The organism is Pseudomonas sp. MWU12-2345, from assembly GCF_023242385.1.
Classification (GTDB): domain Bacteria; phylum Pseudomonadota; class Gammaproteobacteria; order Pseudomonadales; family Pseudomonadaceae; genus Aquipseudomonas; species Aquipseudomonas gingeri_D.
In genome coordinates this window covers 260,813-286,011 of record NZ_JALLJA010000005.1, presented here as the reverse complement: position 1 = coordinate 286,011, position 25,199 = coordinate 260,813, and the positions used below count along the sequence as shown (strand labels likewise).

The following is a 25,199-nucleotide window of genomic DNA, read 5'->3' as shown; positions in this document are numbered from 1 at the left end:
TATGCCACTTGGCCAAGTCCTGCGCTTTCGGCGTGAGTCGTGCTCGCTCAGCTAAGCACAGCACCAGAATGGCGCCAGCTTGAGGGCGTAGTGCAGAGAGTCGCACAGAAACGGGGCGAATGGTCGAACGACGTTCTCAGCGTGGTTTGCGCCGGGCCTTCAGGGCATTTTTCAGGGCTTCGCGTTGGTGGCGAATATCGACGAGCTTGCTGCGCATTTCGCGGTGGCGCTTGCTGTTGAGCAGCAGCAGGCCAATAAGCGGTGCAAAGACAGCCAATCCGTAAATGACTCGATGAGGGTGAGACTCGATGGTCGGCAACACACTCAAAAAACAAAGCGCGAATAACAGAACCAGTCCCCGAACCCATTGAGGACGACCGCGTACAATCATGAAATTGCAGTGAACCACCACCAATGCCAGTGCCACGACCGCGATAAACATGCCGGTCGCCTGCTCGCCTAACGAGGAGTCAGGGAAAAAGTGGTCACCCACCAGCGGCACGCCACAGGAGACGGAGATCAACGCCGCAAAAATCCCGCCGATGAAGGTGGGGAAGTAGTGTGCCAAGAAACGCGGCAGGCTCAGATCTTCCATTATTCCTCGATCTCCTCGTAAAGCCCGACGGCGATGGTTTTCACGTTGCCGGACAAGGCGCTGCCAGTCAGTCCAATGGCGGCCCCCAGGGAGTCCTTGATCTGGGTCACTGTGGCATGTTTGATCTCCGTGGGCGTGAAACGCTTGGGCAACTCGCCGGCCAGCTGTTTCAACTTGAGCATTTTCGGGGTCAGCCTGGGATCGTTGATACTCAACAGTTCCTTGGTCAACTTCGAACGCTCCTGACGGTTAAGCCCGCGCAGCACCTCACGAACGGTCTTGCCGGTGGTGGCCTTGGTCATGCGTACCAGCTTGAGGGTCGTCAGGGATGATGCCCCAACCCCCATCAACGAAGCAGCATCCAGGGCTATCGAGGTGTACTGATACCAGGCCTCGCTATCCAGATTGTCATTGCGCGCAGGATTGACCGCTTCGTTGACCGTTCGGTATCCCCCGATGGCGCATTGCGCGGTACTGGCGACGGCTGCGGTGTAGCCAATGGCAACCACCACCGAACTGGCCCCGGCCGAAAAGGGAACCGCCACCGAGCCACTCAACACCACCACCCAGCCGATCACCGCCCCCGCGCAGGACAAGGTGGTATTGATCGCTTCTCCGACCAGACGCGACTCACGGGGATTGTCCTGCACCTGCTGGGCAAACTGCACCGGCGCGATGTACTTCTGCGCCTCGCGCAGGATGATGCGCTTGGGCTGGATACTGCAGATCGGCTGGAATTCGCGCAGGGTGACGACGTTGAAGTCGGCGTCGATATAGACCACGCCGGCCCCGACGATGCCAGGGTCGGCATCAATCGCCGCAAAGAGCTTCGGCAGGTTGATCTGGCTTTCGATGCGTTGGCGGGCGAGGAATTGCGAGGGGCTGGAATCCATGCCGATGCCAGGGAGCGGGTTGCTCATGCAGTGTTCATCCTTGAATCGAGCGCTGGGAAATTCGCCGCACCTTAGCAAACGGAACAGGTCTCCGATAGAAACCAAAACGCCAGCACCAAGCTAACGCCCGGCTTTCAACGAGGACTTCGAAACTCGCGACGCTCTCCTGAGGGCTCGCAGGTTGACGTAGAGAAATCCGCTGACAAGGTCGAGGCATATTCCATATGGGCGCGATGATATTCTTACGGCCTTCACGATAAAGGTGGGCAACGATGGTCGGCTCAGGAACCTCGATTATGACGCGGCCAATCAAGGCACTCCTCACAGGAAGGATTCGATTGGCATGAGTGAACACCAACAGCGGGAATGGAAGGCCACGTGGCGAGACGATTATCTGAAGTGGATATGCGGTTTCGCCAATGCCGAGGGCGGAGTGCTGGAAATTGGGCGCAGCGACTCTGGAAACCCCGTCGGTCTGGCCGATGCCGCCCGCCTGCTGGAGGATATTCCCAATAAGGTCCGCGACGTACTCGGCATCATGGTAGATGTGAATCTGCGTGAAGAGGCAGGTAAAGACCTATTGGAAATTGTGGTGCCGGCCTATCCCAGCCCAGTCAGTTACAAGGGTGAATACCACTACCGCAGCGGTAGTACCAAGCAGGAGTTGAAAGGCCCTGCGTTATCGCGCTTTCTACTGCGCAAACAGGGCCTGCACTGGGATGGCGTGCCTCTACCGGGCCTGACTCTCGACGACTGCCAAGCCACCGCGTTTCAAGGGTTCCGTGCCAGAGCCGCCAAGAGTGGGCGGGTGGATGAAGCCGTGCTTGGAGACAGTGACATCGTCTTGCTCGCCAGCCTGCAACTGGAAGAAGGCCAATACCTGAAGCGGGCGACCGCGCTCCTGTTTGGCACTCAGCCCGAGCGCTTCGTACCTGGTGCCTATATCAAACTCGGTTTTTTCATCACCGACGACGATTTGCGCTATCAGGACGAAATCCACGGCGACTTGTTCAGCCAAGTGGAAAAGACCCTGGAACTACTGCACAGCAAATACCTCAAGGCGTATATCCGTTACGAAGGTATCCAGCGCGTGGAGCGATATCTGTTCCCTTTGCAAGCCTTGCGTGAAGCTCTGCTCAACGCGGTGATCCACAAAGATTACGCCAGCGGCATCCCAATCCAGATAAGCGTCTATGAACATCAAATCGTGATCTGGAACCCAGGCCAATTGCCGGATCGCTGGACGCAGGAGCAACTGCTGGCGAAACATCCGTCCCATCCATTCAATCCACTTCTGGCGTCAGCATTTTTCCGCGCTGGCTATGTGGAGTCCTGGGGACGGGGGATCGAAAAGATCCTCAGTGAGTGTCGCAAACACGGTATTCCGCCACCTCTATTCGATGACGGTTTGTCTGGACTGATGCTCACTTTCCGAGCCGATCCGGTACAACTGGCAGCGAACCGAGTAGATGCTGCGCTGACCACCCAAGAAACTACCCAAGAAACTACCCAAGAAACTACCCAAGAAGTTCGTCCGGGGACGGTGCGAGAGAAAATTGTAGAGCTATTGCGCCAGCAACCTGCCGCTACCCGCTACGAACTGGCAAGGCAGCTCGGACTGAGCTCTGATGGGGTCAAATATCATCTGAACAAGCTTCGGGTATCCGGGACTATCCGACATGTAGGCCCAACTAAAAGCGGATACTGGGAAGTGCTCAAATAATCAATACCGGCAAAGCTAACGTGGAACACAGGCTCCTGTGACCTGATGCTGTCGAAAAAACCACGTTGAACACACAGCAAAACGCCAGCGCGATGCTGGCGTTTTGTATTTCACTTAGCGTTTGAAGCTAGCGCCTCAGCGCGGCACCACCGGCTTGCGGGTCGGCTTCTTGCCTTTGCCCTTGGCTGCGTCGGAACGCTCCTTGGCGGCTTGCTGGTTGCGGGCAAACGCGGCGGCCTTGGCCTGTTCGCGTTTGTCCCAGGCATTGCCGCCATCGCTGCCACGGGGCGGCAGGCCGGTGTGCTGGGTGAGGATCTTGGTGGTCGTGTCCTTCGCCACCTTGTGGCTGCCGGCCGGTGTCGAGTTCTTCCGGCGCGCGCTCTGGTAGCTGTCGGTCGCCGGCTGGTGCAGCGGAATCAACTGGTCCTTGCCCGGCCCGATCAGGTCGCCACGGCCCATGCGCTGCAACGCCTCGCGCAGCATCGGCCAGCCCTTCGGATCGTGGTAGCGCAGGAACGCCTTGTGCAACCGGCGCTGCTCCTCGCTCTTGACGATGGTCACCGCGTCGCTCTTGTAGGTGACCTTGCGCAACGGGTTCTTGCCCGAGTGGTACATGGCCGTGGCGGTGGCCATCGGCGACGGATAGAACGCCTGCACCTGGTCGGCCCGGAAGCCGTTGCCCTTGAGCCACAGTGCCAGGTTCATCATGTCTTCGTCGGTGGTGCCCGGGTGCGCGGCAATGAAGTACGGAATCAGGTACTGCTCTTTCCCGGCTTCCTTGGAGTACTTCTCGAACATGCGCTTGAACTTGTCATAGCTGCCGATGCCCGGCTTCATCATCTGGTTGAGCGGACCTTCCTCGGTATGCTCCGGGGCGATCTTCAGGTAGCCGCCGACGTGGTGGGTCACCAGTTCCTTGACGTACTCCGGCGACTCGACCGCGAGGTCGTAACGCAGGCCGGAAGCGATCAGGATCTTCTTCACACCCGGCAAGGCACGGGCGCTGCGATACAACTGGATCAACGACGAGTGGTCGGTATTCAGGTTCGGGCAGATGCCAGGGAACACGCACGACGGCTTGCGGCACGCGGATTCGATTTCCGGGCTCTTGCAGGCAATGCGGTACATGTTCGCGGTCGGACCGCCGAGGTCGGAAATCACCCCGGTAAAGCCCGGCACCTTGTCGCGGATCTCTTCGATCTCGCGAATGATCGACTCTTCGGAACGGTTCTGGATGATCCGCCCTTCGTGCTCGGTAATGGAGCAGAAGGTACAGCCGCCGAAGCAGCCACGCATGATATTTACCGAGAACCGGATCATGTCGTAGGCCGGGATCTTCTCCTTGCCATACGCCGGGTGCGGGACACGCTGATAAGGCATGCCGAACACATAGTCCATTTCTTCCGTGGTCATCGGAATGGGCGGCGGGTTGAACCAGACATCGACATCGCCATGCTTCTGCACCAGCGCACGGGCGTTGCCCGGGTTGGTTTCCAGGTGCAGTACGCGGTTGGCGTGGGCATAGAGCACCGCATCGCCACGGACCTTTTCCACCGACGGCAGGCGGATCACGGTCTTGTCGCGGGTCATGCGCGGGCTGGCCAGGATCTGCACGACCTTGGCTTCCTGCGGGTCTTCAACCGGGCCCTTTTCCTGCTCGATGGCGCAGGCCTGGGTGTCCTGGGTGTTGACGTACGGGTTGATGATCTTGTCGACCTTGCCCGGCCGGTCGATGCGCGTGGAGTCGACTTCGTACCAGCCCGCCGGCGTGTCGCGACGGATGAACGCGGTGCCGCGCACATCGGTGATGTCTTCAATCTTGTGGCCGTAGGACAGGCGCTGGGCGACTTCGACAATCGCCCGCTCGGCGTTGCCGTAGAGCAGGATATCGGCGCTGGCGTCGATCAGGATCGAGTTGCGCACGCGGTCCTGCCAGTAGTCGTAGTGGGCGATCCGGCGCAGCGAAGCCTCGATGCCGCCGAGGACGATCGGCACATGCTTGTAGGCTTCCTTGCAGCGCTGACTGTAGACCAGGCTGGCGCGATCCGGACGTTTACCGGCCAGGCCGCCTGGCGTGTAGGCGTCATCGGAGCGGATTTTCTTGTCGGCGGTGTAGCGGTTGATCATCGAGTCCATGTTGCCGGCCGCGACCCCGAAGAACAGGTTCGGCTCGCCGAGCTTCATGAAGTCGTCCTTGGACTGCCAGTTCGGCTGGGCAATGATCCCGACGCGGAAGCCCTGGGACTCCAGCAGCCGGCCGATGATCGCCATGCCGAAGGACGGATGGTCAACGTAGGCGTCACCGGTGACGATGATGATGTCGCAGGAATCCCAGCCAAGCTGATCCATCTCTTCCCGGCTCATGGGCAGGAAGGGCGCGGGCCCGAAACATTCGGCCCAGTACTTGGGATAGTCAAATAACGGCTTGGCTGCTTGCATGGCGATGACCGGTGTCGAGATGAAAATTCGCGGGCGCGGAATATAGCACAAATTTTGATCAAGTCCGACGATAACCGTCGGGTTTTACCCGCGCCCATCCGCCGAGCACAGGCCGACAACTATCTAGTGCAGCCATACATCCACCTTGTCGTTAGCTGGAGCCTCAAAAACCCGGCAAGGCTACCGTCATGATTCCATCCCCTCCCCCGCTCCCGAACCCACAGTCTCATTTCGAGGTGATCAAAGATCATTTGCCCCCCTGGCTGCTCCTGGCTTCCCGCGAACAACGCGACGCCCTGCGCCAGAGCCTGATAGCCAGCAGCAATTCCCGACATGAAGTCCGGCAGATGATGGCCAAACTGCAATCGCCCGTGCAATTCGTCAAACCGTTGCTGGAGCACGCCATCACCGTCAATTTCCAACTCACCCTGGATGTCGAACAGGCGACTTTTGTTCACGAGCATAAAAACGACTATTTCTTCGGATTGATATCGGTCCAGGGCACGACCACCGAGCAAACGCTTCTGTCAGCGGCCCTGCACAATTTCGACGAATCGCTGGCCAGCGCCGAGGCCTTCGGTGCCGGCTCGGGGATTTACCTGACGTCTGGAGCCCGAGACGGCAAAACCCCGATCAAACCCGAGGAGTTCGCCCTGGTCTGTCGCAACCTGGACTTCGGCAGCCTCTATCAGAGTCACCTGCGTTCTATTCTCTCGGAGCCAGCCCAACCCGATGGTGCTGTCGACAGCAGCACCCAGGATGCGTTGATCAGGAGTTACAAGGACGCCTTCGCCGTAGCGATACACTTGGCCATCCTCCAGCACGAGATCTCGGTCGCCTCCCACCGGGTGCTGCTCGACGTACTGCAGGATCGTTATGTTGTCCGCTATGGCACCCAAGCCTGCTCGCTGCTCGAGTTCCTCGGCATGGACGTCAGCGAAGTGCTGGTGATCGGCCTGGACGCCGAAGACGGGACAAATCCGTGCATCGTCTACATACCGCAGGACCCGATCCGTCCCCTGGCACGCTACGGCTCAATCAAGGATTTCGAAGACGAGTTGAACCGCCGGCTGCTGTCGCCCGGCTACCGGCAGTTCTTTTCACGATTCCTCCCGCTCAGCCATCAGGGAAAGCTGCTCGACCAGATGATCAGACGGGCCCTGCGGCAAAAATGGGCGCCGAAGACCGGTCCCGTTCCTTGGCCCAATCCAGTGTTTCTGGCGCTGCACCCGATCAAAGGCAACGTATTCAAAAGCCTGCGCGACCGGCGCGTGCGACAGATCGAGCGACATGGGCGGGAGGTTGTGGTCCCCACGGCGGATATCGATACCCAAGCCCGCCAAGAACTGCGGGCGGCCTACGCAAAGGCCGGCCTCAGTGCCTTGCTCCTCGCGGCCTCGTTCATCCCCGTGATAGGCGACGTCCTGCTGATCTTCACCGGGGCACAGTTGATCCAGGAGGCCTATCTGGGATTCGATGCCTGGCGGCGAGACGAAAAGGTGGAAGCCCTCAACTACCTGATGGACGTCGCCGAACAGGTCGCATTCATGGGCGCGAGCGCGGGCGCCGTCAAGGCCGGGCGCTTCGTCAACTCGTTGCTTCCCGTCAAGCTGTCATCCAATCGATTTGGCTTGTGGAAAGAGGACCTGAGCCCCTATCGCCAATCCCTTGAACTCCCTGAAACACTGCTCCCCGATGAACAGGGCCTGTACCACTATCAAGACAAGCACTACCTGTCGCTGGACGAACAACTCTATGAGGTCGGCACTGTCGGGGCCCCGTCCGGGTGGTCCATTCGCCATCCCGACGCCCCATGGGCGTATTCACCGCCCTTGCTGCAAAACGGCAGCGGGGCCTGGCGTACCGTGCATGAAAGACCACAAGACTGGAGCGACCTGAAGCGGCTCAGGCGCTTGGGCCCGGTCGCAGCGGGTACCCAACCCGAAGATCTGGCGCCGATCCTGCACGCCAGCGCCAGCGATTCGAACCTGCTGCTTGAACTTCACCGCGAGAACCAGGCGCCGCCGGCGCAATTGATCGACACCTTGAAACGCTTCCAGCTCGACCGGAAACTCCAGCATCAGCGATTGCTGGGAAGCCCCCCGGACAACGACAGCGCTGCCCTTTCCCTTACCTCCAGGCAACACACATCGGAACAATTCGAGGACCTTTATCAACAGAGCGAACAGATCGAAGGCCCCTTGCCCGAGCAGATCCGCCAGGACTTTCCGGACCTGCCGAAAAGTTATGTGCAAGCCATGGAGAAATCCATCAGCCCTGCCGAAGCCCGGCAGATCCTGGACCAGAAAGGCCTGCTGCCCTATCTGAAAGACGAAGCCGAGCTCTCCCTGCAGAACGTGGATACCGCCCGACTCCATGAGGGCCTTTATCTGCACACGACCTTCAATCCAGACTCGGACCTACTGGCGTTCCAGACCCTTGAAGCACTGCCGGGCTGGTCGGGCAACGTTCGCCTGGAACTGTATTCGCAGACACTGGTCGAACCGCCTGCCGCCAGTGTCGGGAATGACAGCGCGACGACCGTCAGGCGCCTGCTCCGTGAAGGTTCACGCTATCGGGTCTACGACGCCGACGGCGAACAGATCCTGGCCCCGAGTGACCTCTACTCGGCCATCGGGCAAGCCCTGCCCGAAACCGAACTCGACAACCTGGGCTTCAGCGGTCCGAATCGAAACAACCTCCTCAAGCAATCGCTGGCTCACAGAATCACCCAATTGAGCGCTTCACCGGTGATCGTACGGCGGATTCCTGCCTCCCCCCCCTCACGGTCTTACCAACCTGGCAGCGCACTGGATATTCACTTCGCACAGGAAACACCACCGAGCGACCTGACGCCCATCGGCGATGGCCTTTATCGGGGCGCCCTTTCCCGACACTACATCGAGGAAGAAAGGCGCTATTACCAGGTCGAGTCTTCGGATCTCGGCTGGAAGCTGATCGACGCCCGCAATCCTTTCCGCTGTTATCGCCCGGTGCTGCAGCGCAGGGACGGGCACTGGGAAATCAACACCAACATCGGTTTGAAAGGCGGCGCTCCGGGGCCGGGGCACAGCAAGATCCAACTGAGTGAAACGAGCATGGTGTCGGCACTTGAGTACGTCAAGCCAGAGCCCTTCACCCGCGAAGACCTGCTGCGCATGAAAGCCATCAAGTCCTATCAGCGCCAGCCCAACCGGATGGGCGAGTATGACCGCGTGAACAATGGCCGCTATCCCTTGCGGGACCTGTCGGGTAACCCGTTGCGCATCAGAAAAATCCAGCACATGAGCGAAATCACCGACTCGGGAGTGCGTTACCAGGCCAAGGACATCCTGCCTTACTTGAAATGGGAGAACCATGAAGCGGTTGCCCAGCTCTACGAGGAAAAGCTGCTGCTGCGCCAGTTCACCGCGGAGGATGCCAAGTTTCCCCAGGAAAGCAGCATGATCGGCCAAGCCATGGTGGTGGCCAGAAGGCCGTTGAAAGCCGGGGAGGCCATCGGCGTGTATGGCGGTAACTTCATCCCGTTTCACGTCAGCAATGCCCGTCGCGATCCGTTCGTGATCGATGTGCTGCCCGGCCCCCTCCCCGACAAGCCGACATGGGATCGGCTGGTGCTGACGGGGGACAACATCATTTCACGCATCAATTCCATTTTCGAATACGAGGGCCGCCTCCCGGTCCGGCAAGCCGGCAGCGGCTACAACGTCGAAGGGGCAAGCTTTCCCGTCGATGTGGAGATCGCCGAGGGGCGTCTGGAACCCTTCGTCCTGAGCGGCTTTTTTACCACCCGGGACATTCCCGCCGATGAAGAGCTGCGCTGGAATTACGGTTATAGCGAAGCGGGGACGCGCATCACCTTCGCCGCGCCCGAGACGAGCCTGGAAACCCCAAGCCCCAGCCAGCCACCGTCAAGCCAGGAATGAGCCGCGCCATGCCCACGACATCGGAAGAAAACGATCACGAGGCGCTGCCCCACGCCACCTTCATCAGATCCCGCCTGCCGGCCTGGCTGAAAAACGCCACCGCCGAACAGTACGCAGGCCTGCGCTCGGCCATGCTGGAAAATCATGCATCGAGGACCCTGGCCATGAACATCCTGAGTCAACTCAAAAGCATAGAAATCTTTGCCGAGCCCATTCTGGAGCTTGGCCTGAGCCCCCTCTCTCCCGATCTCACCGACATGCAGGCCGCCACCCTGGCCAAACGCTGGAAAAAGGACAGCCTGCTGGGCATCCCCATCTACGACGCCAGTCCCGAGCACTCATTGCTGGAAGCTGCGCTTTACAACTTCGAGCAATGGGAAACCCACAGCAGTGCTTTCGGCAGCGGCTCGGCCATCTATCCCTCGGGAAAAGCGGCAGGCCTGAAAAGTCGCCTCACCGTCGAAGCATTTGCCCGGTACTGCCGCAATCTCGATCTCGGGTTGCGCTACCGCCATCACCTCAAGCAGATACTGGACCTGGACCGCCCAGCCGACGAGGTCATGCTCTTCGATAGCAAACTTGAGCATTTTGTGCGCCATGAGTGGAGCCGCTTCAAAGTCGCGTTCTGGATAGCCTTCATGAAAAAGGACATCACCTACGCGTGCAGGGCCCGCCTGAAATACTTTCTGTTGCCCGTCAGTAAGAGAACCGGAAAGCTCCCGCTCTATCAGCAAGTCAAACTGCTCGGCCACAGCTTACCCGGCGTCACTCATTTCGCCGCCGATCCAGAGAACAGCAGCGGGCGTTGCGCCGCCTATTTCCCAGGACACCCCGAATCGCCCCTCAAGGAATATTCGTCGCTTGTCGAGCTTCAGGAGGATTACCTGGAGCAAATGCGCTCGGCGGACTTTCGGCAATTGATCAGCCAACTCATGCCGATCGACTATCAGGGCAGCCTGTTGACGGTCAAGCTCAACAACGCCGCCCGCGGACGCTCGCCCACCCAATTGAGGAGCCTCATCAGCCTTGCAAGTATTGAAGGTGAGCTGTTCGAAGAGATTCATTGGCAGCGCCTGCAACGCCTTGAAAGCGATGTCGGCAGACTGGCGCCTCCCAGCGCGCGGGCCAATGCCATCACCCGCGAACAATTGCTGGATGACTACCACACGGCGCGCCTGGACCTGCTGTCCGGCCTGAAGGCATTCATTCCCCGATTCAAGCAGACCCTGTTGGCGCCGCCAGGCAGCCAACTCGCGGCCGCCGTCTATCAGGACCTCTTTACCTGGAGCCCCGGGGAAGTGAACGCCGGCTTGATCCATTTGCTGAATGTGGCCGAGGCGGAGCCAAACAGCCAGACAGCCGCCACGGTAGAGGGGCTGCCCGAGTTGATCCCCGTCCGTTTTCAGGGCCGCACGCTTCTCTGGAAGCCGGACCTGACGCCTTATCAGTCGGCGATCAAGCCCCCCGATGAGCATTGGCAGGCGAACGCACTGGGTTTGTACCCATGGGCGCGGGCGACCGTCCTGAAACTGGACCAGCAGTATTACAAGGTCGAGCACAACGAAGACACCGGCCACTGGCATATCGTGCTGATGGGTTATCCGGACAGTTACTCGCCTCCCTTGCGGCACAACGGCGTCGGCGCCTGGCGGACGATTCACGAGAACGTCTCGACCTGGTCGCAACAGCAGTTGATCGCACGCCTGGAACCCCGCGCCGCCCGGCTGTCCGAACCGCTGGCGAGCGCTGCCCTGACGTTCAGCGGCACCCGCCTCGAGACGCTGCGACAGATTCATCAGTTCAGCCGCCGGACACCGCCCCTGCTGCTCGATAGCCTCAAGCGCCTGTGGATCTTTCAGGAAATCGAACACTTCGATCTCGACCGGGCCAAGGGCGATGTGGTCTCGCAATTGTCTCCCAGGATCCAGTCCTATCTGTTGACCCGACTGCCGGGATGGCCGGCGTACAAATTGCTGGAAGTCTTGCGCGCGGGTTCGCAGGTGGTTATCCAGTATGGCGCCGGGTTGAATCCAGTGAGTATTCCCGAACCGCTCTGGATGGCGGGGAAGTTGCTCGATGCGGTGCTCGCGGAACTCGACCTGGAAGAGATCGACACCTTGCTGGAGAACCCCATTCCCCATCTTGATCAACGCAACCAACTGGCGCTGAATCTGCTGGCCCAGGTGAAACTGAACAGCCTGGCCCTGTTCGAGCACTTGTATAGCGAGACCGAACAACCCGACACCGCGCCGCAACGACGCATGCGCCAAGAGAACACCGAACTGCCCAAAAGTTATCTGGCCGACGCCGTTTTCTCATTGGACATACAGGAGCAAGGCGCGTCCGAAACAGAGCCGACGCTAAAAAAGGAGATTGGCCGGGCCCTGGAGCAGGTTCGCATCTCACGGGTATTCGAAGGCCTTTATCCGAGTTGGCCACACCCCCAGCAAAGTGACCGCCTGGCTTTTTCATTGCTGGAAACCCTGGAAGCCTGGCCGCAGGATATTCGTCTTGAACTGTGGGATCCGGACATCGACACCGCCGCCGTGGAGGCCATCGGCGAGCACCACAGCCTGACCTACAGGCGCCTGAAGAAAACAGGCGCTTTCTACCAGCTTCAAGACCGGCAGGGCAACACGCTGTCCGGCCCGCGAGACCTGTACACGAGCGCCTGGCTGGCGATGCCGAAACTGACGCAACTGGCCCTGAACAACGCACATCACATCAGCCTCGACGAAAAGCGCGCGGCGATGGATCTGAAACAGACCGTCTTCGGTAAAGCCTCGGCACTACGCAGCCAGACGCCGGCATTGCGCGTTCCCTGCCACGCACTGGAGAGACCCGGGCCGGACGCCGACACCCGGCTCCCGGAGAGCTTCGCCGTGCGCGGCACAACCGTGTCCGGCCTCGACCTGCGCGACGACGGTGTTTACTGGAGTCTCCACCACAAGCCCCTCGCCGCCCATGCTTACTCGCACTATATCCGCGACGGCGACCACTACTACCCCGTCAGGCGGACACCCGAGGGTTGGCGGCTGCTGAACGCCAGGAGCCCCTACAGCTTTTATCAACCGTTACTGCAACGCAAAGCCGACGGTGAGTGGGTGTTGCATCAAGATGCCGCCCCCTCAGATCTCACCACGACAGGTAGCCTGCCGGTCCAGGCAACAGACGGTACGCCGTCCAGCCCTCTCGATAACAAGACCTTCACGGCACTTGAACGGCAGCGCATGCGCAGCCAGAAATCCTACCGGTCCCATTTGAATTCCCCCCTCACCTACGACCGTGCCGACAACGGTCGCTATCCCTTGCGCGATCTGGACGGTTACCCCATGACCGTTGTCGCCATTCACTATTCCGACGCTGAAGGGAGTCAGCAGTCAAAGGCTCGCGCTCAACTGATCGTGCCTTATCTGCAATTGCACGGCTATGAACAGGTCGCGCAACTCTACGAAGACAAACTGGAAATAGAACGCTTCGAACGCGAATACATTCGCGCCACGCCGGAAGAGCATCTGGTCGGGAGGTTTCTGGTTTCAGCCAGGCACCACCTCAGGAGAGGCGAAATACTGGGGGTTTATGGCGGCATGCTGATTCCGCTGATCGTCAGCCACCAGCGCCGCGACCCTTTCGCGGCCACGGTCCGACAGGACGCCACGCTGGACCTGATCCGCTTTCGCAACGGCCGACCGGAACCGGCCGCCGTCTGCCTGTCCGGCGATAACATCCTGTCGAGAATCAATACGCGCTACGAATACGACAACGCCGTGCCCATCCGTCAAGCCGCGACCGGCTACAACGTCGAGTCGGTCGCCTTCGCGGTCGACGTCCAGGGCCGTGACGGCAGCATCGAAAAAAACCGCTATTTCATCACGGCCCTGTTCGCCAGCCAGACCATCTTCAGTCTCGCCGAGTTACGCCTGAATCACGGCTATACCCAGGAACAGATTCATACACTGGAGGTTTTATCGCGCGCTCATCAGAGCGCCAAATGAATAACGCGCCTCAACCGCAACGCCCTTACTCGTCGTCGTCGAAGTTGTAGCTACCCGGCGCCAGGTTCTCGAAGCGCGTGTACTTGCCGATAAAGGCCAGGCGGATAAAGCCGATCGGGCCGTTCCGCTGTTTGCCGATAATGATTTCGGCGATGCCCTTGTGTTCGGTCTCGGGGTGATAGACCTCATCGCGGTACACGAACATGATTACGTCGGCGTCCTGCTCGATCGCTCCGGATTCCCGCAGGTCGGAGTTCACCGGGCGCTTGTTCGGCCGCTGCTCCAGGGAACGGTTGAGCTGGGACAGGGCCACCACCGGGCAGTTGAATTCCTTGGCCAGGGCCTTGAGGGACCGGGAGATCTCGGAAATCTCGTTGGTCCGGTTGTCGCCGCTGGAACCGGGGATCTGCATCAACTGCAGGTAGTCGATCATGATCAGGGCGATATCGCCGTGTTCACGCACCAGGCGACGGGTCCGCGCACGCATTTCCGACGGGCTGATACCGGCCGTATCGTCGATAAACAGCTTGCGGTCGTTGAGCAGGTTGACCGCCGAGGTCAGCCGTGGCCAGTCGTCGTCTTCCAGGCGACCGGCACGGACCTTGGTCTGGTCAATCCGGCCGAGGGAGGACAGCATACGCATGATCAGCGATTCGCCTGGCATCTCCAGGGAGTACACCAGCACCGCCTTGTCGCTGCGCAGTACCGCGTTCTCCACCAGGTTCATGGCGAAGGTGGTCTTGCCCATGGACGGACGACCGGCGACGATGATCAGGTCGGACGGTTGCAGGCCGCTGGTCTTCTCGTCGAGGTCGGTGTAGCCGGTGGACAGGCCGGTGATGGCGTTGTCGGTGTTGAACAGCGTATCGATCCGGTCGATGGCCTTGGTCAACAGGTCGTTGACGCTGACCGGACCGCCGGTCTTGGGCCGCGCTTCGGCGATCTGGAAAATCTGCCGTTCGGCCTCGTCGAGAATCTCCGCCGCGGTCCGACCTTGCGGGTTGAACGCGGTGTCGGCGATTTCGGTGCTGATGCCGATCAACTGGCGCAGGGTCGCCCGCTCGCGAACGATCGCGGCGTAGGCCTTGATGTTGGCCACCGACGGAATGTTTTTCGCCAGTTCCGTCAGGTAACCCAGGCCGCCGACCTGGGAGGTCTGCCCTTCCTTGTCCAACTGCTCGGCCAGGGTCACCACGTCGATCGGCATGTTCTGATCGGCTAGCTTGGCGATGGCGCGGAAGATCAGGCGGTGGTCATGTCGATAGAAGTCGCCGTCCGAGACTTGATCGAGCACGCGCTCCCAGGCGTTGTTGTCCAGCATCAGACCACCGAGCACGGCCTGTTCGGCCTCGATGGAATGGGGCGGCACTTTCAGCGCGGCGGTTTGCAGGTCGTATTGCTCGGGAGCGGAGATATCGTTCATGGCCACTTGGAATCAGGGGGTTTGCAAAAGGACGTTACCAAAAAACAAAAGGCACGACCTGAATGAACAGAGTCGTGCCCGATGTTAACCGCCTGGCGCGCAAGTCGCCAGACGATTGGGTACTGCTTAAGCAGCCACCACGACAACGCGTACGGTTGCTTCGACTTCGGCGTGCAGATGCACGGCCACGTCGAATTCACCCACGTTGCGGATGGTGCCGTTCGGCAGACGAACTTCGCTTTTTGCCACTTCAACGCCGGAGGCGGTCAGGGCATCAGCGATGTCGTGGGTGCCGATCGAACCGAACAGCTTGCCTTCGTCACCGGCGGTGGCAGTGATGGTCACTTCCAGCTCAGCCAGTTGGGCGGCACGCGATTCAGCCGAAGCTTTCTTGTCTGCTGCGGCTTTTTCCAGCTCGGCACGACGCTCTTCGAACGCAGCCAGGTTGGCAGCGGTCGCAGCGGTGGCTTTGCCGAATGGCAGCAGGTAGTTACGACCGTAACCGGCCTTAACGTTTACCTTATCGCCCAGGTTGCCCAGGTTGGCGATTTTTTCCAGAAGGATCAGTTGCATGTGGAAATCCTCTTAACTTTTAACCTTCACCGTTCGCGGAACCGTTATCGGCCTCTTTCGACGCCAGGCGTCCGCGAAAATCAATCAGGCTGTCGACAATGGCCAATACCATGAGCAACGGACCGAGCAAGTGCATGAATGGCACGAGCGTGACGTACATCCCCACCAGCCAGAAACTGGCCAGTTTCTTCTTCGCCACCAGCCCGTGAATCAGGGACAGGCCGGCGAAGACCAGCGGAACACTGCACAGCGGCAACAGAATCAATGCATGCAGGCCGATAAACGGCGCGACAAACATGATGGCCAGCAGCGACAGCGCCACCTTCTTGGGGATCCGGATTTCGCGAAACTCGCGTCCGAAACCACCGGGGTTGTACAACAACGCTTGCCAATAGCGCCCAAGAATCAGGCACATCACACTAAAGACCTGCAGCGAGATCGCCGTCGAGGTGATCAAGAGGGGCACGGCCAGTGACGCGAGGAACGCTCGCTGATCTACCGACAACTTCTGGTAGACCTCACCGAGAGCCAGCGGCACGACTTGTTCAAACGTCTGCGCCAACCCTTCGATGAAGGGACTGAAAATCGTCCCCAGACTCACCGCACATACCAACCCTACTGCCATGCTGACCAGCAGCACGCGGTTCCAGGAGTAGCCGGCGCGTAAAACCAGCGCCAGGCTGCAAGACCCGAGCAGCACCAGAAGGGCCGTGGGGTCTTTCTGGATGTTGAAGTGCCAGAACAGCAGCACCGACAACACACCCAGACCAATGACGCCAAGGGCGTCCGAACCGCGCCGCAGGAGCACAAGGCACCCGGCGGCGGCACTCAACCAGAACAACAGCGGCAATGCCGCAGATCCGGCCACGACGAGCATGGCCTGCATACGTCCGCGCATGATGAAACCAGCTAAGGCGCGCATGCATTCAATCCTTTACTGCGTGTCGACTGCCCGGTCTCAGCGGCCGTGGCTGTCGGTGTAGGCCAGCAGGGCCAGGAAGCGGGCGCGCTTGATAGCGGTGGCCAGCTGACGCTGATAACGAGCTTTGGTACCGGTGATACGGCTTGGAACGATTTTGCCGGTTTCGGATACGTAGGCTTTCAGGGTGTTGAGATCTTTGTAATCGATCTCTTTCACGTCTTCAGCGGTGAAGCGGCAGAATTTACGACGACGGAAGAAACGTGCCATGTAATTGGCTCCTCAAAAGGTCCGTGGATTACTCGTCAGCGTTATCGCTGGCGTCGCTGTCATCACCCTCAACGCCATCGGCGTCGGAGTGCTCAGGACGGTCGCGACGCTCACGGCGCTCACTGCGGTTTTCTTCAGCCTTGAGCATCTCGGACTGGCCGGTAACGGCTTCGTCGCGACGGATGACCAGGTTACGGATCACAGCATCGTTGTAGCGGAAGTTGTCTTCCAGCTCAGCCAGGGCCTTGCCAGTGCATTCAACGTTCAGCATCACGTAGTGAGCCTTGTGAACATTGTTGATTGCATAGGCCAGTTGACGACGGCCCCAATCTTCCAGACGGTGGATTTTGCCGCCGTCTTCTTCGATCAGCTTGGTGTAACGCTCTACCATGCCGCCGACTTGTTCGCTTTGATCCGGGTGGACCAAAAAGATGATTTCGTAATGACGCATGAATGCTCCTTACGGGTTGTAGCCTGCCGCTCAAAAACGGTCAGACAAGGAGTGAATGACACTTGTGTGTCTTGCCTGGAGTAGGCACGGATGCGCCAGCCATCACGGCAAGGGGCGCAATTGTAGAGAAGGGGGGCGAGGGGCGCAAGACAATTGGTGATTATTTGAACAACCCATCGCAACAAGCACCGCCGCCTTGACCCTTGAATCACAACCGAGGTGAATGCGATCACTGTGGGAGCCGGCTTGCTGGCGTTGCAGACGCCGCGGTGCTTCAGGAAGACCGCGTAATCGTTCATCGCCAGCAAGCCGGCTCCTGCAAGGGAGGTGCGGATCAGGCCTTTTTGGTGGCGGCCTTGACACTGCGCTGGCGCAGCGCTTCGAACAGGCACACACCGGTGGCCACGGACACGTTGAGGCTGCTGACGCTACCCGCCATCGGCAGGCGCACCAGGTAGTCGCAATGCTCGCGGGTCAGGCGACGCATGCCCTTGCCTTCGGCGCCCATGATCAGGATGGTCGGGCCGGTCAGGTCCTGCTGGTACAACTCCTGCTCCGCCTCGCCCGCCGTGCCGACAACCCACAGGCCGCGCTGCTGGAGTTTTTCCAGGGTCCGCGCCAGGTTGGTCACCGCCACCAGCGGAATCACTTCCGCCGCGCCACAAGCCACCTTGCGCACCGCCGGCGTCAAGGTCGCCGACTTGTCCTTGGGCACCACCACCGCCAACGCACCCGCCGCATCGGCGGTGCGCAGGCAAGCACCCAGGTTGTGCGGGTCGGTCACGCCATCGAGCACCAGGATCAACGGTGCGCCTTCGGTGCGATCGAGCAGCTCGTCGAGCATTGCCTCACCCCAGACCTGGCTCGGACTCACGTCCGCCACCACGCCCTGGTGCACGCCTTCGACCCAGGCATCCATCTCGCGGCGCTCGGCTTGACCGACCGACACGCGGTTTTCCGCGGCCAGCCCCAGCAACACCTGGACCCGCGGATCACTGCGGCCTTCGGCCAACCAGATCTGCTTGACGCGTTTCGGGTGATGACGCAACAACGCCTCTACGGCATGGACGCCGTAGATTTTTTCCAACTGACTCATGACTTGCCCTTGGGTTTACGCGCCCCGCCGCTTTTCGCGGGACCAGCGCCCGCTTTTGGCGGGCCTTTACGATGCTTGCTCGGTTTTTCCGACGACGTCCCGCGCGCGGGCTTTCCCTCGGTCTTGCCTTTACCGCCGTTCTTGGCTTCGGCCAACAACGCCTGCTTCAGTTCGCGACTGCGGCGCACTTCGGCGTTTTTCGCCGCTGCATCGCTGGGGCGATAAGCCTCGTCCGACTTCTTCGCCACCGCGCCACGACGCCCGGCCTTGGCCGGCTCCGGCGCTTTCGCGACAGGCGCGGGGGCAGGAGCGGTGGCTTCAGTGCCACGTTTCTTGCGACCGATCGGCGCGCTGAGGGTTTTCTCTGCCATTTCGAAGTCGATCTTGCGCTCGTCGAGATCGACGCGCATGACCTTCACTTCCACCGTGTCGCCCAGACGGAAGCTGCGACCGGTGCGCTCGCCCGCCAGGCGGTGATGGACCGGATCGAAATGGTAGTAATCGCCCGGCAAGGCAGTGACATGCACCAGGCCTTCGACGTAGATATCGGTCAGCTCGACGAACAGGCCGAAACCGGTCACGGCAGTGACCACACCCGGGAACGACTCGCCCACGCGATCCTTCATGAACTCGCACTTGAGCCAGTTCACCACGTCACGGGTGGCTTCGTCGGCACGCCGCTCGCTCATCGAGCACTGTTCGCCCAACTGCTCCAGCGCCGCCTCGTCGTACGGATAGATCCGCGCCTTCGGAATGGTCATCGCGCCGGCACGACGCACGTGCGGGGTGTCCTGCTTGGAGTGGATGACACTGCGGATCGCGCGGTGCGTCAGCAGGTCCGGGTAACGACGGATCGGCGAGGTGAAGTGGGTGTAGGCCTCGTAATTCAGACCGAAGTGGCCCTGGTTATCAGCGCTGTACACCGCCTGGCTCAACGAGCGCAGCATCACGGTCTGGATCAGGTGGAAATCCGGGCGGCTCTGGATACTGGCCAGCAACGCCTGGTAATCCTTCGGCGACGGACCGTCCTTGCCCTTGTGCAGGGACAGGCCCAGCTCACCGAGGAAGGCGCGGAGTTTTTCCAGGCGTTCCGGCGGCGGACCGTCATGCACCCTGTACAACGCCGGAATCTCGTGCTTCTTGAGGAACTCGGCGGTGGCCACGTTGGCCGCCAGCATGCATTCTTCGATCAGCTTGTGGGCATCGTTGCGGGTGGTCGGACGGATTTCCGCGATCTTGCGCTCGGAACCGAAGATGATCCGCGTTTCCTGGGTTTCGAAGTCGATGGCGCCACGGGTATGACGGGCCGCCAGCAACACCTTGTACAGGGCGTAGAGCTGCTTGAGGTCCGGAACCACTTCCGAATACTCGCCACGCAGCTTCTTCGCTTCGGTGGTTTTCGGCTGCTCCAGGATCGCGCTGACCTTGTTGTAGGTCAGGCGCGCATGGGAGTGGATCACCGCTTCGTAGAACACGTAGTCGGTCATCTGCCCGCTTTTGTTGATGGTCATCTCGCAGACCATCGCCAAGCGGTCGACATGAGGGTTCAGCGAGCACAGGCCGTTGGACAGCTGCTCCGGCAGCATCGGGACCACGCGCTCGGGGAAGTACACCGAGTTACCGCGGACCTGGGCCTCGGTGTCCAGCGCCGAACCGATCTTCACGTAGCTGGAAACGTCGGCAATCGCCACGTACAACTTCCAGCCGCCGGAGAACAGGCGCAGCTTGCCGGGCTTGGCTTCGCAGTAGACCGCATCGTCGAAGTCGCGGGCATCTTCGCCGTCGATGGTGACGAACGGCAGATGGCGCAGGTCGACGCGCTTCTCTTTGTCCTTGTCCTCGACTTCCGGCTTGAGCTTCGCCGCTTCCTTGAGCACAGCCTCGGGCCAGACGTGGGGAATGTCGTAGGTGCGCAGCGCGACATCGATCTCCATGCCGGGCGCCATGTAGTTGCCCACCACTTCGATCACATCGCCCTGGGGCTGGAAGCGCGGCGTCGGCCAGTGGGTGATCTTCACCTCGACGAACTGACCGACACGGGCGTCGGCGTTGCGGCCCGGGGTCACCAGCACTTCCTGCTGGATCTTCGGATTGTCCGCGACCACGAAGCCGATACCGCCCTCTTCGAAGTAACGTCCGACGATGCTCTCGTGAGCACGGGACACCACTTCGACGATCACGCCTTCACGGCGTCCACGCCGATCCAGGCCGGACACCCGCGCCAGGGCACGGTCGCCATCGAACACCAGACGCATTTGCGCCGGGCTCATGAACAGGTCGTCGCTGCCGTCGTCCGGGATCAGAAAACCGAAACCGTCGCGGTGGCCGGCGATGCGGCCGAGGATCAGGTCGAGCTTGTCCACCGGCGCGTAGGTGCCGCGGCGGGTGTAAATCAGTTGCGCATCGCGCTCCATGGCACGAAGGCGGCGGCGCAGAGCCTCGATCTGATCTTCAGTGGTCAGACCAAACTCATCCACCAGCTCCTCGCGACTGGCCGGCGATCCACGCTCGGACAGGTGCGCCAGGATCAGCTCGCGGCTAGGAATGGGGTTTTCGTATTTTTCCGCTTCACGAGCGGCCTCGGGATCGAGGGACTGCCAATCGGCCATTAGATAAATTTCACCTTGTCTATATGCGGGTTAGTTTGGCATACGCGTATTGAAACGGGAAATTTCAGGCACACAGGCGGCCTTAAAACCCATTTGTCCGCGTGAAAAATGCCGGCTGATGCACATTGAAGCGTTTTTTTTGGTTTTTTTCATGACAGGGGTTTACAGTTAAAAGGCGCCTCCGTATAGTGCGCGCCATCGACGACGGAGACGTTGACGATACTGCCCAGATGGTGAAATTGGTAGACACGCCAGCTTCAGGTGCTGGTGACCGCAAGGTCGTGGAAGTTCGAGTCTTCTTCTGGGCACCAATTCAAGTTTCAGGGTAACACTCTGGAATCTCACAGAAACCCGCGAAAGCGGGTTTTTGCGTTTCTACCTCCTGCAAATCTTCCGGCTCCGCCACCCGCCCCTGGCGGATACCGAGCCGCACCCGAGATTTAATTAAAAGCAAAAACAGGGGTTTACAGATCAAAAGGCTCTCCGTATAGTGCGACCCATCAACGGCGCGCAACGCTGCTGATGCTGCCCAGATGGTGAAATTGGTAGACACGCCAGCTTCAGGTGCTGGTGACCGCAAGGTCGTGGAAGTTCGAGTCTTCTTCTGGGCACCAATTCAAGTTTCAGAGTATCACTCTGAAATCTCACAAAAACCCGCGAAAGCGGGTTTTTGCGTTTCTGGGGTTCAATCATTTCAACTCACTCTTACCCCTACTCTCAGCGGCATTGATGGCGCGGCTAAGGCCAGGAGCATGCCTGAAAGTACTTTGGCGCTCTTGAGGCCCTCTTCGCGGGCAAGCTCCGCTCCCACAGTGTCCGCGCCTGACCGTAGATTGGCGGCGCGGCACAAATCCCGTGGGAGCGGAGCTTGCCCGCGAAGAGGCCAGCACTGACACCCCCGCATCAGGCCCGGAACTGCCCCAGGCTCGCCTTGAGCTGCCCCGCCAGGCTGTCGAGCACCTTGCCGCTGGCTGTGGTCTCCACCACCGCCTGCGCCGCGCGCTCGGCCTGGGCATGGATCACCTCGACCCGCCCACGCACCGCATGCGCGCCTTCGGCCTGATGGGCCGCCGCCTTGGTCGCCAGGCCAATCGCCGCATGCACCTGCTCCACCGACGACTGCACGCTCTGCTGCAATTTCACACTGCTGCGCAACACCGCCAAACCTTCACTGGCCTGACGCCCCGCCTGTCCAATAGCCGCCACCGCCTCCCGCGCGCCCTGCTGCAAAGCACCGATATGCGCCTGGATATCGCCGGTGGAGCTTTGCGTCTTGCTCGCCAACGCTCGCACCTCATCCGCCACCACGGCAAACCCGCGACCGGTTTCACCCGCCCGCGCCGCCTCGATGGCCGCGTTCAGGGCCAAAAGATTGGTCTGCTCGGCAATCCCGTGAATCACCGTCAGCACCACTTCAATCTGCTCACTCTGCTGCGCCAGCCGCTCGATTACCTTGGAACCGGTATCCACCTGTCCAGCCAGGGCCTCGATCAGATTGCCGACCTGATTCGAAGTCCGGGTGTTTTCATCGGTCGCCTGGCGAATATCCACCACCTGCTTCAACGCCGCCTGCATCGCATGGCTTTCGGTCTGCGCGTCATCGGCCATCTTCGACAATTCGCGCAAGCTCTGCGCCACTTCGTCACGCTGCAAATTTGCGGCGGCATCGGCACCGGCGTTGCGCAAAGTCATCTGGCCGATTTCCACTCCGGTACGCTGGGCCACATCACCCGCTTCCCGCACGATAGGCTGCAGCTTTTCGACAAAACGGTTCACCGCCGAAGCCATGTCACCAATCTCGTCATTACTGTTGAGCTGGACACGCTTGGTCAGGTCACCCTCTCCCGCCGCCAGATCATTCAAGGCCGCAATCAGCAGGTGCAGCTTGTTGACCACCCGCCGCCCGAGCACCACCGCCAGTAACAGCAGCACGCCGAGACCGACCAGGGCCAGACCCATGCCGATCCGCCAACGCAGGGTCTGCGCCGCATCCTGCACGGTTGCAGTGGTATTGGCCTGCATTTGCGAAGCGGTGGCCTGAGCCGATTGCAAGCGCGCCTGCATGGCCTTGGAACTGTCCGCCGACGCCCCTTGCAGGCTATCGCCCACCAGCTTGTCGCTGCTGGCGATCAAGGCCGTGAAACGCTGGTCCAGCGCCTTCAGTTCGGTCTCGACCGAGGCTGTGGAAACCCCCATCCGCACCTTGCCGATCTCCACACCGTTAGGGCTGATCGACGCTTCGACGTAGTAGACCGATGGATCGTTCTTCGCCGCACTGAGCACCTTGTCCAGCGCCCGCTCACCCTCACCCTTGGCCAAAAGAGCCTGGTTGATCGGGTTTTCACGGTTCAGGTAGCGGGTCAGGTGTTCGCCAGCCGCATCGTCATAGACCACGAACAGAACATTCGGATTGCGCTGGGCGCGACGGGCGAATTCGGAAAGGGTCGGTACATCGTTATCCCACATGGCTCGCGGGGCCACGGAAGCCAATAGCTGCGCCATGTCGTTGGCCGAATCCTGCAGATCCTTCTCCAACGCCGTACGCAACTGGACCTGCTCATCCTTCAGTCGCGAGGACAAGCCGCTGTTCAGACGCTGGCGCGTATTGACCGAAAGGCTATCGAGACTCGACGTCACCTCTTTGCCCGCCTGCTCCAGCTCCCCGGACAGCTTCTGGCTGTCGATACCCAGGCGAGCGCCCAGATCAGCCTCCAGCGCAGTGACCGTGCTTCGGGTCAGAGCGACCGCCACCAGCACCTGCACCAAAAGAGCGATACCCAGAGTAACGAACACAGGCCGCAATAGACGGCTTTGTAACAGTGAGAGAATGGCCGACACTGGAGATTCCTCGACTTTGGCGCCATTAATTTGATAGCACCCTTTTTAGAGGATAATCCCAGCAAGGCCCGTGCCGAACAACAGGCAGAAACGACAAAGACCCCCAAAAGGGGGTCTTTGTGATCTACATCAACGGCTTATCAGGCGAACGGGTGACGCAGAACGATGGTTTCGTTGCGATCCGGACCTGTCGAAATAATGTCGATCGGGGCACCGACCAATTCTTCGACGCGCTTGATGTAAGCACGAGCGGCCGCCGGCAGCTCTTCCAGGGTCTTGGCCCCCAGGGTCGACTCGGTCCAGCCCGGCATTTCTTCGTACACCGGCTCCAGGCCGATATAGCTGTCGGCATCGGTCGGCGCGTCGATGACCGCACCGTTTTCGTTCTTGTAACCCACGCAGATATTGATGGTTTCAAGACCGTCGAGCACGTCCAGCTTGGTCAGGCACAGGCCCGAGATGCTGTTGACGTCGATGGCGCGACGCAGGATCACGGCATCGAACCAGCCGCAACGGCGGGCACGACCAGTGGTTGCACCGAACTCGTGGCCACGCTTGGCCAGGAACGCGCCGACATCGTCGAACAGTTCAGTCGGGAACGGGCCCGAACCGACACGGGTGGTGTAGGCCTTGGTGATGCCCAGGATGTAATCCAGGTACATCGGACCCACGCCCGAACCGGTGGCGATGCCGCCGGCGGTGGTGTTGGAGCTGGTGACGTACGGGTAGGTACCGTGGTCGATGTCCAGCAACGAACCCTGGGCGCCTTCGAACATGATGTCCTTGCCGGCACGACGCAGGTTGTGCAGCTCGGCGGTGACGTCAAGCATCATCGGCTTGAGCATCTCAGCGTATTCCATGCACTCATCGAGCGTCTTCTGGAAGTCGATGGCCGGCTCTTTGTAGTAATTGACCAGCACGAAGTTGTGGTAGTCGAGCAACTCGCCCAGCTTCGCGGCAAAACGCTCGCGGTGGAACAGGTCGCCGATACGCAGGCCGCGACGCGCGACCTTGTCTTCGTACGCCGGGCCGATACCACGACCGGTGGTACCGATCTTCAGCTCGCCACGGGCTTTTTCGCGCGCCTGGTCCAGGGCGACGTGATAGGACAGGATCAGCGGGCAGGATGGGCTGATACGCAGGCGCTCGCGCACCGGTACGCCTTTCTCTTCCAGCTTGGTGATTTCCCGCAGCAGGGCGTCCGGTGCAACCACCACGCCGTTGCCGATCAGGCACTGGACGCCTTCACGCAGTACACCCGACGGGATCAGGTGCAGGACGGTTTTCTCACCGTCGATCACCAGGGTGTGGCCAGCGTTGTGGCCACCTTGATAGCGCACCACGGCGGCAGCATGTTCGGTCAGCAGATCAACGATCTTGCCTTTGCCCTCATCACCCCACTGGGTGCCCAGGACTACGACATTCTTACCCATAACACTTGTCCTCATT

At 60.3% G+C, this 25,199-nt stretch carries 16 protein-coding genes and 2 tRNA genes; 5 read left to right on the top strand and 13 right to left on the bottom strand.

Annotated features, from left to right (window positions below):
* Nucleotides 1-136: 136 nt before the first annotated feature.
* Both M5C71_RS13370 and M5C71_RS13365 read right to left on the bottom strand, forming a co-directional pair.
* Nucleotides 137-595: a hypothetical protein gene (locus M5C71_RS13370; RefSeq protein WP_103495662.1), complete on the bottom strand. Its 459-nt coding sequence runs from the start codon at nucleotides 593-595 to the stop codon at nucleotides 137-139.
* Nucleotides 595-1,515 (bottom strand): NAD synthetase, encoded by a 921-nt coding sequence (locus M5C71_RS13365; protein ID WP_103495661.1) that lies wholly within the window; start codon nucleotides 1,513-1,515, stop codon nucleotides 595-597. The genes M5C71_RS13370 and M5C71_RS13365 overlap by 1 nt, the downstream gene beginning before the upstream one ends.
* 316 nt (nucleotides 1,516-1,831) lie before the next feature.
* Between M5C71_RS13365 and M5C71_RS13360 the strand changes: the two genes are divergently transcribed.
* Entirely contained in the window at nucleotides 1,832-3,211 is a 1,380-nt protein-coding gene (locus M5C71_RS13360) for an ATP-binding protein (protein ID WP_103495660.1), read from the top strand.
* A 135-nt stretch (nucleotides 3,212-3,346) separates the two neighbouring features.
* Here M5C71_RS13360 and M5C71_RS13355 read toward each other — a convergent pair whose 3' ends face one another.
* Nucleotides 3,347-5,650, bottom strand: coding sequence for a YgiQ family radical SAM protein (locus M5C71_RS13355; protein ID WP_103495682.1), 2,304 nt, complete (start codon nucleotides 5,648-5,650; stop codon nucleotides 3,347-3,349).
* A 251-nt stretch (nucleotides 5,651-5,901) separates the two neighbouring features.
* Between M5C71_RS13355 and M5C71_RS13350 the strand changes: the two genes are divergently transcribed.
* Together M5C71_RS13350 and M5C71_RS13345 are read left to right on the top strand one after the other, a co-directional pair.
* Nucleotides 5,902-9,576: an SET domain-containing protein gene (locus tag M5C71_RS13350; RefSeq protein WP_248768012.1), complete on the top strand. Its 3,675-nt coding sequence runs from the start codon at nucleotides 5,902-5,904 to the stop codon at nucleotides 9,574-9,576.
* An 8-nt stretch (nucleotides 9,577-9,584) separates the two neighbouring features.
* Entirely contained in the window at nucleotides 9,585-13,571 is a 3,987-nt protein-coding gene (locus M5C71_RS13345; RefSeq protein ID WP_248768011.1) for a DUF6543 domain-containing protein, read from the top strand.
* A 25-nt stretch (nucleotides 13,572-13,596) separates the two neighbouring features.
* Here M5C71_RS13345 and dnaB read toward each other — a convergent pair whose 3' ends face one another.
* From dnaB to rnr, 7 genes are all read right to left on the bottom strand, one after another.
* Nucleotides 13,597-14,994 (bottom strand): replicative DNA helicase, encoded by a 1,398-nt coding sequence (gene dnaB, locus M5C71_RS13340; RefSeq protein ID WP_103495657.1) that lies wholly within the window; start codon nucleotides 14,992-14,994, stop codon nucleotides 13,597-13,599.
* Nucleotides 14,995-15,120: 126 nt separating this feature from the next.
* Nucleotides 15,121-15,567, bottom strand: a complete 447-nt coding sequence (rplI, locus tag M5C71_RS13335) for a 50S ribosomal protein L9 (protein ID WP_017125059.1) — start codon at nucleotides 15,565-15,567, stop codon at nucleotides 15,121-15,123.
* 19 nt (nucleotides 15,568-15,586) lie between these two features.
* On the bottom strand, nucleotides 15,587-16,489 hold the full coding sequence (locus tag M5C71_RS13330; protein ID WP_103495656.1) for a hypothetical protein: 903 nt from the start codon (nucleotides 16,487-16,489) through the stop codon (nucleotides 15,587-15,589).
* Nucleotides 16,490-16,525: 36 nt separating this feature from the next.
* Complete coding sequence (gene rpsR / locus M5C71_RS13325; protein WP_002551829.1) at nucleotides 16,526-16,756, bottom strand: 30S ribosomal protein S18; 231 nt, start codon at nucleotides 16,754-16,756, stop codon at nucleotides 16,526-16,528.
* 28 nt (nucleotides 16,757-16,784) lie between these two features.
* A complete protein-coding gene (rpsF, locus tag M5C71_RS13320; RefSeq protein ID WP_040063859.1) occupies nucleotides 16,785-17,207 on the bottom strand; it encodes a 30S ribosomal protein S6 in 423 nt (140 codons plus the stop codon).
* Nucleotides 17,208-17,541: 334 nt separating this feature from the next.
* Entirely contained in the window at nucleotides 17,542-18,303 is a 762-nt protein-coding gene (gene rlmB / locus M5C71_RS13315) for a 23S rRNA (guanosine(2251)-2'-O)-methyltransferase RlmB (protein WP_100939697.1), read from the bottom strand.
* Nucleotides 18,300-20,912, bottom strand: a complete 2,613-nt coding sequence (gene rnr, locus M5C71_RS13310; protein ID WP_103495654.1) for a ribonuclease R — start codon at nucleotides 20,910-20,912, stop codon at nucleotides 18,300-18,302. The genes rlmB and rnr overlap by 4 nt, the downstream gene beginning before the upstream one ends.
* Before the next feature lie 224 nt (nucleotides 20,913-21,136).
* Here rnr and M5C71_RS13305 point away from each other — a divergent pair.
* Nucleotides 21,137-21,223, top strand: a tRNA-Leu gene (locus M5C71_RS13305).
* Nucleotides 21,224-21,225: 2 nt separating this feature from the next.
* Here the strand turns inward: M5C71_RS13305 and M5C71_RS13300 are convergent.
* The gene (locus tag M5C71_RS13300; protein ID WP_248768010.1) at nucleotides 21,226-21,465 is read right to left on the bottom strand and encodes a hypothetical protein; all 240 of its coding nucleotides are present in this window, start codon (nucleotides 21,463-21,465) and stop codon (nucleotides 21,226-21,228) included.
* Between M5C71_RS13300 and M5C71_RS13295 the strand changes: the two genes are divergently transcribed.
* A tRNA-Leu gene (locus M5C71_RS13295) sits at nucleotides 21,440-21,526 on the top strand. The genes M5C71_RS13300 and M5C71_RS13295 overlap by 26 nt on opposite strands.
* A gap of 289 nt (nucleotides 21,527-21,815) precedes the next feature.
* Here the strand turns inward: M5C71_RS13295 and M5C71_RS13290 are convergent.
* Nucleotides 21,816-23,750: a methyl-accepting chemotaxis protein gene (locus M5C71_RS13290; protein WP_248768009.1), complete on the bottom strand. Its 1,935-nt coding sequence runs from the start codon at nucleotides 23,748-23,750 to the stop codon at nucleotides 21,816-21,818.
* Between the two features lie 140 nt (nucleotides 23,751-23,890).
* Entirely contained in the window at nucleotides 23,891-25,183 is a 1,293-nt protein-coding gene (locus tag M5C71_RS13285) for an adenylosuccinate synthase (RefSeq protein WP_103498401.1), read from the bottom strand.
* Nucleotides 25,184-25,199 lie beyond the last annotated feature (16 nt).